The organism is Pseudoalteromonas sp. SCSIO 43101, from assembly GCF_023650775.1.
Taxonomy (GTDB): Bacteria; Pseudomonadota; Gammaproteobacteria; order Enterobacterales; family Alteromonadaceae; genus Pseudoalteromonas; species Pseudoalteromonas apostichopi.
In genome coordinates, this window is the sequence record NZ_CP072673.1 from 2,442,776 (window position 1) to 2,455,058 (window position 12,283).

The window sequence follows — 12,283 nt, forward strand, 5'->3', positions numbered from 1 at the left end:
AGACTTACAGTTGATAAATAAAGTAAAGACGCACAACTATTTAAATGCAACCATGAGCAGTAAGTTAAAAAAAACACAACACTCTAAAATCGCTTTATTACTAACAGGTGGTGGCGCACGAGCGGCTTATCAAGTCGGTGTACTTAAAGCGATAACGCAAAGCATGCCTCGAACAGCACCGCTGCCCTTTACTATTATTAATGGGACATCAGCTGGCGCAATTAATTCTGCAGCATTAGCTTGTTATGCATCTTGTGCGCACTTAGCATGTAAAAAACTTGAATGGGTTTGGAAGAACTTTTCTACTTCTCAAGTATATAAAAGTGACTTTTTAAGTGTGTTTTTGCATATTACTCGCAACATGCTGACAAGCTTTCAATCTGAACATATAAACCACCCACCAGCGAGCTTATTAAACAATAAGCCACTTAGAAAACTACTGCACGAAATACTCGATTTATCGCGTATTGAACGAAACCTACATAAAAACTATTTAGATGCAGTTTCAATTACGGCTTCAAGTTATACCACTGGCGACTCTGTAGCGTTTTTTCAGTCACTGACACAAAATCCTTGGCGCAGAGCAAAGCGTGAAGGCCAAGCAACCCGCATTAATGTTGAGCACTTAATGGCATCAAGTGCCATTCCTATGGTGTTCCCAAGTGTAAATGTTTATAACCACTATTTTGGTGACGGCTCTATTCACCAACTCTCGCCGCTTAGCCCGTCAATACATTTAGGTGCTGAGAAAATCTTTATTATTGGTGTTGATGAGCCAAAAGAGTTGCACCCACCGGGTTATCAACCCCATTACCCAGGTCTTTCTAATATTGCTGGTCACTTACTCGACAGTGTGTTCACAGACACGCTACAGTCTGATTTAGAGCGCTTACAACGTATCAATCGCACTTTGAGCCTATTGCCTGCCCGCGACAAGCACCAGGAACTAAAACAAATCGAAACATGCGTCATCAATCCATCGCAAAACTTCAATGCGATTGCTGCTCAGTTTTATGATGATATGCCCATGGCAATCAAATTACTACTGCGCATGATAGGTGTGAAAAAGCGTTCTCAATCAAGTTTAACCAGCTACTTGCTCTTTGAGAAACGCTATACCCAAAAGCTAATTGAAATTGGCTACCAAGATGGTCTCAATAAACTACCAGAAATTCGCAAATTCTTAGAGTTGGAGTAGCTACTCCATACCATCGAGTAAAAAGCGCTCTACCCGCTCTACTCGCCGAGGTTTACCTTGGAGCACTAAAATATCGCCGGCCAGTAAAATAGTTTGTGGTGAAGGAGCGTCAATTTCGCGGTCTTGTCGGCGCAGTGCTCTAACCGACACGCGGCGCTGCTCAAGCTTTAGCTCGCTAATTTTCTGATTTACCGCATAAGCATGCTCAGGCAACGCAATAACATGCAGATACTCAAGTCTGTCTGAGCTCGCCTCTTCACCATCAAGTTTATCACCAGTGAAAAAACCATGTAGAAACTTATAGCGATTACGCCTTTCTTTACTAACACGGCGAATAATTCGCGTCATCGGCACGCCAGACATATAAAGCACATGTGACACCAACATTAAGCTTGCTTCCAGCGTCTCTGGCACAACTTCAGTAACACCAAGCTCTTTAAGGGTTTCAAGTTCTGTATCATCACGCATCCTTACAAGTATTTTAACATCAGGCGCAATTTGCTTAATGGCATCTACAACTATTTGAGTTTGCTCAAAATCTGTAAAAGTAATGATCACTAGTCTTGCACGCTCTACACCAGCTGATTTTAAAATATCTTTTTGATTTACATGGCCAAATATAACAGGCTCGCCAGCTGCTTTAGCTTCTTGCAGCAAGATAGGGTTACTTTCTACCGCTACATACTCAATAGCTTCAGGTTTTAAAAAACGTGCAACAGTTTGGCCTACGCGAGAAAAGCCACAGATCACCACATGATTTTGATACAAAGGACTGCTGGTCGCAGGCTGTTGCCAGTACTGACCTGTGTGGCTCAAAAGACCCAGTTTTTTAAGAATAAGGGGGGTTTTATCAATGAGGTAAGGCGTTAACGCCATTGAAAGCACGCCAACTGCAATTAAAAATGAAGCTTGCTCTGAGCTTATTAATAAATGCTGCGAAGCAAGCGCTATTAATACAAAACCGAACTCCCCCATTTGCCAAAGCATTATACCTGCCGATACAGCATCTTGCTTACGTTCACCCATCACTTGAGCAGAAATCGCGAGCACTGCAATTTTAAACAGTAACAAGCCAATTAATACGGTGATGATCCAGTACCAGCTATTTAGCACATAAAGCACATCTAACTGCATACCTACAGTAACAAAAAATAGCCCCATTAAAATATCGCGAAAAGGCCTAATATCGGCTTCTAATTGGTGTCGATAATGACTTTCACCCAACATCATACCAGCTAAGAAAGCCCCTAACGCCATTGATAAGCCAAATAAGTAAGTTAGACCTGCGGCAAATAAGGCAACCAGTAAGGTCGTTAGCATAAATAGCTCATCGGTTCTTACTAGCGCTATTTCGCTAAACACTTTAGGTAAAATCCACTTACCTATACCAAACAACAAAATACACACCAAGGCACCTTTGGTGAGAGCAAAAGCAAGTGCGCCAACAATTTCTTCAGAGCCACTTTGAGCTAGTAAAGGATAAACAATGAGCAGAGGAACAACAGCAATATCTTGAAATAGCAACACCCCGATTGCCAGCTGACCGCGGCGCTGATTTAAATCTCCTGATTCTTTAAGCAACTTAACCACCACCGCCGTTGAAGACAGTGCCATCAAACTGGCAATAGTAAAACTATTTAAAAGGCTGTGCTCCAACAATAGTAAAACCAGCATAAACACAATACTGGTTACCACCACCTGCAAGGATCCAAGGCCAAATACAATGTTGCGCATCGCCATTAAACGCGGCAATGAAAACTCAAGCCCTAAACTAAACAATAAGAACACAATGCCTAGCTCAGCAACAAAATGCATTTCATGGCTTTGCGCCATCCAGCCTATACCATGACTACCCGCCAACAAGCCTGTAGCAAGATAAGCAAGAATAGGTGGTAAACCAATTCGTTTGAAGAACCAAACAAATAATACGGCAGCGACGAGCAAGCCAAACACTTGAATCAGCACATTTTGCAAGCAATAAACTCCTTTCTACTTGATGATAAAGCTGTACCCTCCTTTAAATATAGCAACCATCTGTTTTTCAGCCAGTTTAAAAATGTGGCACAAATCTCGCTAAGTATGAGTATCAAAACACTCCGGGGGGAGAATTATCATGGAAAATGTCCATATTTTGACGCAGCGGGTGTCTGCGCGAGGCGAGTTTCTGCCGTTTTCGGCAGAGCATTACCGAATAAATGAAACGAATAATCCACAAGACTTGGTCGCGAGGCTACAAACCACGTTATCAATCGAAGAAATTTTGACTATTTTTGCCGAGCACGCAAAACAATTAATCAATTTATCTGGGTTACAGTTTCAATCTGCGCTCGGAGTGTCACAAAGTGCTGGAAGCGATACCAGTCAAACACCCTACTCTTTTGATTTAGATATCGAAAGTGAACGATTAGGGCAATTAATTTACTTTAGCCAATTTCCTATGGGCAAGGCAATTGAAGCTAAACTAAAAATGCTTCATGCAGTCCTTGTTTATCCGTTACGTAACGCACTTATGTACACCCGCGTATTACGCTTGGCTACTAAAGATGCACTAACTGGCTTAAACAACCGTAGTCAATTTAATGACAGCTTGGCACAAAAATTAGAGCGTTGCCGCCGACAACATCGTCCGTTTAGTTTAATGCTGCTTGATTTAGATAACTTTAAACAAGTTAACGATACCTATGGTCATAAAATTGGCGACGATGTTTTACAAGAATTTGCTGAAGTTTTGCGTTGCAGCGTGCGTGGAACAGACTCAATTTTTCGCTTTGGCGGAGACGAATTCGCGTTATTAATTGATGACCCCGAATTTACAACCAATAAAGTGGTTGCAGAACGCATTATGAAACTAGTAGAAGATTCCAGCTTAATGAAAAAATATAGTGTTTCTTCTAGTATTGGTTATACACTCGCCAATAACCAAGACTGCGAAAATGAAGTATTCGCACGTGCTGATAAAGGCCTTTATAAGGCAAAAGCAGCAGGCAGAAATTGCGCACGAGCTTACTAATCAAGTAAAAGCCTAGCATCCCCCGCTAGGCTTTTTTGTTTATAAATTTATAACCAAGTAGTACTAACCAAAAACCAGCAAAGAAGCCAGTTAATAAGTAAAGCAAAGCAGCCATGTTGGTAAGGGGCGATACCATCACTAAAGCCAATGGCGTAAGCACGCCTAAAATAAAGAAAATACCGCCTTTACCTGACCAATAGCCTAGCAGCAATATTGAACAAACTATGCCGCCAGCTAGCGCATAAAAAAGTGTGTTTAAAGTCAGTTCTGCATAGGCAAAACCAGCAATAACAGCCACTAACACAGATAACACAAAGCCTAGTGGTGCTTTATTAACTAGCGATAAACCTACATGTGGTTGTTCACTCATAGGGTGTCTCCCAGATAATTCCATCTTCAACACTGTGCTGCTCACTAACAAAGTAGCCAACAACTTGCACAAGTTGATCATTATAAAAAATAAGTGGTGTCTGCGCACGAAGCCAAGGGGCAACTTTGGCATCTTTAAACCAATGTTTTAAGGTATTTGAGCCAGGTTTATGCAAAGGCTTTATGCGCGCTTGTGGTTTATTAAACTCAACCCTTACTCGCTCATCTTTTTGAGGTTTCCTAACACCTTTGCCCGCTTTGACAATTAATTTGCGGCCATCTGTAAGTTCAACGCTTTGCAAAGCAATATCCATTGCCTGTGGTATTGCTTGCTCCGTCACAAAATACAAATATTGCTGATGACGACGAACATCGCCGCTTTGCAAACAGATTTTTAACTGCGCATCGGCTTTTGCCGTTAAGCCTTGCTCGATAATTTGCTGCAGTTGATTTTCAGAAGGTAACTGATACGTAAACTGATTAAGCCACGCACGCACTAGGTTAGCTTGTCTGGGCTTACTAAAATCAGCAATTGCCGCACAACTTAAGCCTTTATACTTATTTTGACAGTTTGCAAGATCGTTTTGGGTATACTCATCAAGTAACGATTGCTGTTGCTGTAACAGTCGAATACTACGCGCTGCACTTTTTTCAAAGCCTTGAAAGCGTTCAGTTAAAGTAGGCATTACCTGATGACGTAAAAAATTACGGTCAAAGCGTTCATCAACATTTGAGTCATCGGTGATGTGGGTAATGGCAAACTCATCGGCAAACTGCTCTATTTGCTCACGAGTAATATCTATCAGTGGCCTAAAGCAAACTCGCCCAGAAGCTAATAATCGCTTTTGTTGCATCGATGCCAAGCCCTGTAAGCCTGAGCCGCGTTTAAGCCGTAATAAGAAAGTTTCAAGTTGGTCATTTAAGTGCTGACCAAGCAGAATTACACTACCAACCAAACAGTGCTCATCGAGAGCTTGGTATCTTGCCTCTCGAGCTTGTGCTTCGAGTGAAGTACGCGAGCGTTCAATAATTTCAACCTGCAACGCTTTAAATGTCACACCTAGCTCTTCGCATAGCGATTTACAAAATACTTGCCACTCATAAGCATGTTCACTCAAACCATGATTAACATACACGGCTTCAAGTTCAAGTTCAGGATGCTGTTTTCGAGCTAAGCTCATTAGATGTAATAACACGACAGAGTCAACACCACCTGATAAGGCGACACTAAAGTAGCGTTGCTGAGCGTTCAGCAAAGGCTGTAATTGTGCTAAAAAATGGTGATATAAACCTGATGTTTGCATTAATAACCAATGAGTATATAAGCGCCTGAGTTATCTGCATTATAAAACAAAAAAAGCCGCAAAAGCGGCTTTTTTCATTTATTTGCTGTGTTAGCAATAACCAAACGACATTAAACGCTTGTAACGCTGATCAAGCATTTCATCAAGTGAAAGGCCTTGTAACTCAGCAAGATCACGCTTAAGTTGGTTTTTAAGGTTACGAGCCATGGCATCATAATTGCGATGTGCGCCACCTAGCGGCTCATCAATTACGTTGTTGATTAAATCAAGCTCTTTAACACGTGCAGCAGTTACACCCATTGCTTCTGCAGCTAATGGTGCCTTGTCTGCGCTTTTCCATAAGATTGATGCACAACCTTCTGGTGAAATAACTGAGTAAGTGCTGTATTGCAACATGTTAACGCGGTCACCCACACCAATTGCTAATGCACCACCAGAACCACCTTCACCGATCACAGTACAGATGGTTGGTACTTTTAATGCAGCCATTACTTTAAGGTTACGAGCAATAGCTTCACTTTGACCACGCTCTTCTGCACCAACACCTGGGTATGCACCTGGCGTGTCGATGAATGTCATGATTGGCATTTTGAAACGCTCAGCCATTTCCATTAAGCGTAGTGCTTTACGGTAACCTTCTGGCTTTGGCATACCAAAGTTGCGTTTAATTTTTTCTGCAGTATCACGACCTTTTTGTTGGCCAATAACCATCACTGGTTGACCATCAAAACGTGCAACACCGCCTAAAATAGCTGGGTCGTTAGCAAAAGTACGGTCGCCTGCTAGTTCGTCAAATTCCGTGAAAATACGCTCGATGTAATCACGAGTATAAGGACGCAACGGATGACGGGCTAACTGAGAAACCTGCCAAGCACCTAATTCAGAGAAAATTTTCTCTTTCATTTCAGCACTTTTCTCTTTTAATCGACTGACTTCCTCTTCTAATCCAAGGTCTAATTCGCCAGCGCGGCTTACATTTTGTAATTCTTCAATTTTTGCTTCTAATTCTGCAATTGGAAGCTCAAAATCAAGATAATTGAGGCTCATGCTCTAAACTACCTAATTAATTAAATTCTAGTTCTACATCTTGCGCCGCCATAAGCGATAACTTGTGAATTAAGTCATCGCTCGGCGTAACACACCATTCGGTTCCTAAAGTAATCTCAGCCAACGCATCCGGACGTTGATAGAATACTTTAATAGGACAAGTACCAAACTTATAAGGTTCCAGTACTTTTTGTAAATTATCGAAGAAGTTCGCCTCGATCTGCACCATATTTAAGGTCATTTTAATCGCTTTTATACGTTTTTCTCGCGCCTCAGCGATGGTGCATATGTCTCTAGCGGTCATTGTAATGCCACCGGAGAAGTTATCAAAGCTGACCTGTCCTGATATTACCAAGATATTGTTTACTTGCAGCAAATCTTGGTACATTTCAAACTGTTCTGGGAATAAGCGTACATCAATACGGGCACTCTTGTCATCTAAAGTTACAAGACCCCAACGATTTCCCTTTTTGTTTATCAGGGTTCGGGCAGAAATCACTAAGCCTGCAGCTGTGGACTGCACATCGCGATTAGTTGGCTGTAAATCGACTAGTCTTCCCGTTGTATAGTGTTTTAACTCTTTACGATACTGATTAATTGGGTGGCCAGTTAAATACAGGCCTAAGGTTTCTTTCTCACCATCAAGCCACTCATTGTCGGTTAAATCAGTTGCTTTAATGAATGCTTGTTCAACTTCATCTGGCTCTGTCGCAAGTAAACCAAATAAATCTGCCTGCCCTAGTGACTCAGCCTTATGATGCTGATAGGCTGCTCGCATTGCATCTTTTAAACTAGCCAATAAGGTAGCACGACCAGGCTGTGTTTTATCTGGGCCAAGTTGATCGAGTGCTCCGGCATAAATAAGCTTTTCAACAACACGCTTATTTAAACGCTTTAAGTCAACACGGGCACAAAAATCAAATAAGTCTTTAAACGGACCACCTTCGCTACGAGCTTCTAAAATAGCTTCAACAGGCGCCTCACCGACCCCTTTAATTGCACCGATACCGTAGACAATTTCACCTTGTAGATTAACCGTAAACTTGTACTCACCGGCATTTACATCTGGTGGTAGCAAGGTCAGTTTCATGTTTTCACATTCATCTACCAAGGTAACAATTTTATCGGTGTTATCCATATCCGCCGACATTACCGCAGCCATAAATTCTGCTGGGTAGTGGGTTTTCATCCACAGTGTTTGGTACGATACTAAGGCATAAGCAGCTGAGTGAGATTTGTTAAAACCATAACCTGCGAACTTCTCTACCAAGTCGAAGATTTTCATTGCAAGTTCGCCGTCAACTCCGTTATTAACAGCTCCTTCTTCGAAGGTTGAACGTTGCTTTGCCATCTCCTCTGGCTTTTTCTTACCCATCGCACGACGCAACATATCAGCGCCACCTAGCGTATAACCTGCTAGAACCTGCGCAATCTGCATTACTTGTTCTTGGTATAGAATGATACCGTAGGTTGGCTCTAATATTGGCTGCAGACTTTCATGTTGCCATTGCACATCTGGGTAGGATATTTCTTCTCGACCATGCTTACGGTCGATAAAGTTATCTACCATGCCTGATTGCAATGGACCTGGGCGGAATAGTGCTACCAGTGCGATCATATCTTCGAAACAGTCGGGTTTCAGACGGCGAATCAAATCTTTCATACCACGAGATTCTAGCTGGAATACCGCGGTGGTTTCGGCGCGTAGCAGTAACTCAATACTTGGCTTATCATCAAGAGGAATAGCGTTGATATCAACCGGCTCTTTCCCCTCTCGGGCTAAGCGCTCATTAGTCATATCAAGCGCCCACTGCAAGATAGTTAACGTTCTTAGACCTAAGAAGTCGAACTTAACTAAGCCTGCCGTCTCAACATCGTTTTTATCAAATTGCGTTACTGGGAATTTACCTTCATCATCACAATAAAGGGCCGCAAAGTCAGTGATAGTAGTTGGAGATATTACAACACCACCAGCGTGTTTACCGGCATTACGTGTACACCCTTCAAGGATGCGACACATATCGATAAGTTCTTTTACCTCTTCATCACCGTCGTAGGCTTCTTGTAAACGTGGCTCAACATCAAAGGCTTTAGCTAAGGTCATACCCGGATCGCCCGGTACTAATTTCGAAATACGATCAACAAAGCCGTAAGGGTGACCTAATACACGGCCTACATCCCGAATAACCGCTTTTGCGGCCATGGTACCAAAAGTGATGATCTGAGATACCGCGTCACGACCATAAAGCGCCGCTACGTGATCGATTACCTCATCGCGTCGGTCCATACAGAAGTCGACATCAAAGTCGGGCATTGAGATACGCTCAGGGTTCAAGAAACGTTCGAATAGTAAGTCAAATTCTAACGGATCAAGGTCGGTAATCTTTAGTGCATAAGCAACCAACGAACCAGCACCAGAACCACGCCCTGGTCCTACCGGAATATTGTTATCTTTACTCCACTGGATGAACTCCATTACGATCAAGAAGTAACCAGGGAACCCCATTTGGTTGATTACCTCGAGCTCTATTTTTAGACGCTCATCATACTCAACACGTTTTTCTTTACGCTCTTGCTCATCGGGGAATAAAAACTGTAAACGCTCTTCAAGACCATCTTCAGAAACCTTTACCAAGAAGTCGTCAATTTTCAGCGATCCAGTTGGATAATCTGGTAAGAAGTAAGTCCCTAGCTGCACGGTCACATTACAGCGCTTGGCAATTTCAACGGTGTTTTCTAACGCTTCTGGAATATCGCTAAATAGCTCAGCCATTTGCTCCGCTGTTTTAAGATATTGCTGCTCAGAAAAGCGTTTTGGTCTACGTTTATCTTCTAATGTGTAACCGTCATGGATTGCAACTCGGATTTCGTGGGCTTCAAAGTTTTCTGGTTTTAAAAACACTACTTCGTTAGTTGCCACCACGGGTAACTGCTCTTTTGCGGCAAGCTCAACAGCTAGGTGTAAATAGTCTTCTTCTAAAGCACGCTCAGTACGAATAAGCTCAATGTAATAATGATCGCTAAAATGCTGCTTATAAAAGCTAACTACCGATTCAATGAGCCCAGGGTTACCTTTTAATAGGGCTTTACCTAAGTCACCATCTTTCGCACCAGATAATAAGATTAGGCCATTTTTGTGCTCCACCAGCCATTCACGGTCAACCACAGGGCGATGAAATAAATGTCCGCGCTGATATGCTTTAGAGATCAATAAAGTAAGGTTTTTATAGCCTTCGTTATCTTTCGCTAAGATGGTAATACGACTAGGTTCGTCTTCAAATTCAGGGCTTCTTAACCAAAAATCAGCGCCGACAATTGGCTTAATACCGGCACCATGGGCAGCACCATAAAAACGCACCAAACCACATAAGTTCATCTGATCGGTAATAGCCAATGCAGGCATTTGCAGCTCTTCTGCTTTAGCTACAATCGGCTTAGTTTTAGCTAGACCATCCACCATTGAGAAATCTGAGTGAACACGTAAGTGAACAAATTGCGGCGCTGGCATTACAATTGCTCTCCTTTTAACGCCAAAATGCGCTGAACAGGTTTAAAGCTTTTACGATGTTCTGCAATTGCACCGTATTGTTCGAGTGCCGCAAAGTGCGCTTTAGTCGGATAGCCTTTGTGGCCTGCAAAGCCATAATCAGGATAACGCTTATCAAGCTCAATCATTTCATCATCACGGGCAACTTTAGCTAAAATAGAAGCAGCTGAAATCTCTTCGACCAAGCTATCGCCTTTTACTACCGCCTGTGCTGGAACTGTCAGTTGGCTTGGCACACGGTTGCCATCAATAAAAACAAACTCAGGTTTAACACTTAAGCCTTCAACTGCGCGACTCATTGCTAGCATAGTGGCGTGCAATATATTTAATTCGTCAATTTCACTTGGGCTACAGCGACCAATGGCATAACACAGCGCTTTTTCTTTTATTTCTGCAGCCAATAATTGACGTTTTTTGTCTGATAACTTTTTAGAATCGGTTAAACCTGCAATAGGCTTATTTGGGTCGAGTATCACCGCAGCGGTAACAACATCACCGACCAATGGACCACGGCCAACTTCATCTACACCAGCAATATAATTAACATTCGGTCGTTCAATTTGCATTTAGTAACTCCGCGACTGCTGCTGCAGCTTGTTCATTGGCATTTAATCTTATGTCTTTATGGATGGCTAAAAAGCGCGCTTTTAGTTCACTGTTATCCGTATTCAACATAGGTGTTAGCGCAGCTGATAAGTTATCAACATTACACTCTGATTGTAGGTATTCTGGTACTAGTTCTTCATTGGCTAATAAGTTAGGCAACGAGAAATATTTAATGTTAAAAGTGAATAATGTTTTGAATATCCAATAACTCATAGGCTTAATTTTGTAGCCCACGACCATCGGCTTTTTATACAACATGCCTTCAAGTGTTGCGGTTCCTGAGGCAAGTAAAATGGCATCCGCTGCTTGCATTGCAAGGTTTGACTGACCATCCAATAATTGCAGTTTTAGCTCTGGATCTGTTTTTTCTAAAATTTCACAAAACTGTGCTTTTCGTTTCTCATTAACTAATGGCACCACAATTTTAAGATCAGGATTTTGTGCTTGTAGTTTAGATGCCGTTTCGATGTAGGTTTCGCTTAAAAGCCCCACTTCAGAACCACGGCTACCCGGTAATAACGCTAGCACTTTATCTGTTTGTGCTAAACCAAGTTTGTTACGAGCCTCGGTTTGGTCATGCTCAAGTGCAATATCATCGGCAAGCGTGTGCCCAACAAAAGTACATGGTACACCGTGTTTATCGTAAAAGGCTTTTTCAAACGGTAATAATGCCAACACTAAATTTGTGGCTGCACTGATTTTATGAATACGTTTTTCACGCCACGCCCACACTGATGGACTAACATATTGTACTGTTTTAATGCCTGCTTCTTTTAGCGGTTTTTCAACACGTAAATTAAAGTCAGGCGCATCAATACCAATAAATACATCCGGTGGATTGTCGATAAAATGTTGCACCAATTGTTTGCGTATTTTAAGTAAGCGAGGTAACCGGCCAAGTACCTCAACTAAACCCATTACCGATAATTCATCCATATCGAATAATGTTTTACAGCCAGCCGCTTGCATACGCGGGCCCGCAATCCCTTCAAATATGGCATCCGGAAAACGGCGTTTAAGTGCTTTTATTAGCCCTTCACCTAAAATATCACCAGATAACTCACCTGCCACCAAGGCAATACGTAACGGCTTTGTATGTTCTTTCATTCGTTGATAATTCGCAACTTTTGGCACTAATAAAAATGAGTTTACCGTGTTTTAGCAGTCGGATAAATGTCACAGAGTTAATAAATACTAGAAAT

9 protein-coding genes are annotated in these 12,283 nt (G+C 42.1%); 2 read left to right on the top strand and 7 right to left on the bottom strand.

All coding sequences use genetic code 11. The annotated features are described in order from the left end of the window. Nucleotides 1-52 precede the first annotated feature (52 nt). Nucleotides 53-1,198, top strand: coding sequence for a patatin-like phospholipase family protein (locus J8Z25_RS11390; protein ID WP_130051036.1), 1,146 nt, complete (start codon nucleotides 53-55; stop codon nucleotides 1,196-1,198). Here J8Z25_RS11390 and J8Z25_RS11395 read toward each other — a convergent pair whose 3' ends face one another. After that, a complete protein-coding gene (locus J8Z25_RS11395) occupies nucleotides 1,199-3,172 on the bottom strand; it encodes a monovalent cation:proton antiporter family protein (protein WP_167658367.1) in 1,974 nt (657 codons plus the stop codon). A gap of 139 nt (nucleotides 3,173-3,311) precedes the next feature. Here J8Z25_RS11395 and J8Z25_RS11400 point away from each other — a divergent pair, with 139 nt between their 5' ends. Then, complete coding sequence (locus J8Z25_RS11400; protein ID WP_167658368.1) at nucleotides 3,312-4,208, top strand: GGDEF domain-containing protein; 897 nt, start codon at nucleotides 3,312-3,314, stop codon at nucleotides 4,206-4,208. Between the two features lie 25 nt (nucleotides 4,209-4,233). On the opposite strand, the gene J8Z25_RS11405 is transcribed toward J8Z25_RS11400, so the two are convergent. The 6 genes from J8Z25_RS11405 to lpxB form a co-directional block, all read right to left on the bottom strand. Then, nucleotides 4,234-4,578 carry a hypothetical protein gene (locus tag J8Z25_RS11405; protein WP_167658369.1) on the bottom strand — a complete coding sequence of 115 codons (345 nt, stop codon included), beginning with the start codon at nucleotides 4,576-4,578 and terminating at the stop codon, nucleotides 4,234-4,236. Further along, a complete protein-coding gene (tilS, locus tag J8Z25_RS11410) occupies nucleotides 4,571-5,881 on the bottom strand; it encodes a tRNA lysidine(34) synthetase TilS (RefSeq protein WP_130051032.1) in 1,311 nt (436 codons plus the stop codon). Before tilS ends, J8Z25_RS11405 begins: the two co-directional genes overlap by 8 nt. Nucleotides 5,882-5,971: 90 nt before the next feature. Further along, nucleotides 5,972-6,928 (bottom strand): acetyl-CoA carboxylase carboxyl transferase subunit alpha, encoded by a 957-nt coding sequence (gene accA, locus J8Z25_RS11415; RefSeq protein ID WP_130051031.1) that lies wholly within the window; start codon nucleotides 6,926-6,928, stop codon nucleotides 5,972-5,974. Between the two features lie 16 nt (nucleotides 6,929-6,944). Next, nucleotides 6,945-10,436, bottom strand: coding sequence for a DNA polymerase III subunit alpha (gene dnaE, locus J8Z25_RS11420; protein WP_250661065.1), 3,492 nt, complete (start codon nucleotides 10,434-10,436; stop codon nucleotides 6,945-6,947). Further along, on the bottom strand, nucleotides 10,436-11,041 hold the full coding sequence (rnhB, locus tag J8Z25_RS11425) for a ribonuclease HII (protein ID WP_130051029.1): 606 nt from the start codon (nucleotides 11,039-11,041) through the stop codon (nucleotides 10,436-10,438). The genes dnaE and rnhB overlap by 1 nt, the downstream gene beginning before the upstream one ends. Continuing rightward, on the bottom strand, nucleotides 11,031-12,188 hold the full coding sequence (gene lpxB, locus J8Z25_RS11430; protein WP_167658371.1) for a lipid-A-disaccharide synthase: 1,158 nt from the start codon (nucleotides 12,186-12,188) through the stop codon (nucleotides 11,031-11,033). The genes rnhB and lpxB overlap by 11 nt, the downstream gene beginning before the upstream one ends. Between the last annotated feature and the right edge of the window lie 95 nt (nucleotides 12,189-12,283).

Bases quoted from the DNA above. Each gene is read 5' to 3' on its own strand.
- J8Z25_RS11390 (WP_130051036.1), top strand. From the start codon at position 53: ATGAGCAGTAAGTTAAAAAAAACACAACACTCTAAAATCGCTTTATTA.
- J8Z25_RS11400 (WP_167658368.1), top strand. From the start codon at position 3,312: ATGGAAAATGTCCATATTTTGACGCAGCGGGTGTCTGCGCGAGGCGAG.
- J8Z25_RS11405 (WP_167658369.1), bottom strand. From the start codon at position 4,578: ATGAGTGAACAACCACATGTAGGTTTATCGCTAGTTAATAAAGCACCA.
- tilS (WP_130051032.1), bottom strand. From the start codon at position 5,881: ATGCAAACATCAGGTTTATATCACCATTTTTTAGCACAATTACAGCCT.
- accA (WP_130051031.1), bottom strand. From the start codon at position 6,928: ATGAGCCTCAATTATCTTGATTTTGAGCTTCCAATTGCAGAATTAGAA.
- dnaE (WP_250661065.1), bottom strand. From the start codon at position 10,436: ATGCCAGCGCCGCAATTTGTTCACTTACGTGTTCACTCAGATTTCTCA.
- rnhB (WP_130051029.1), bottom strand. From the start codon at position 11,041: ATGCAAATTGAACGACCGAATGTTAATTATATTGCTGGTGTAGATGAA.
- lpxB (WP_167658371.1), bottom strand. From the start codon at position 12,188: ATGAAAGAACATACAAAGCCGTTACGTATTGCCTTGGTGGCAGGTGAG.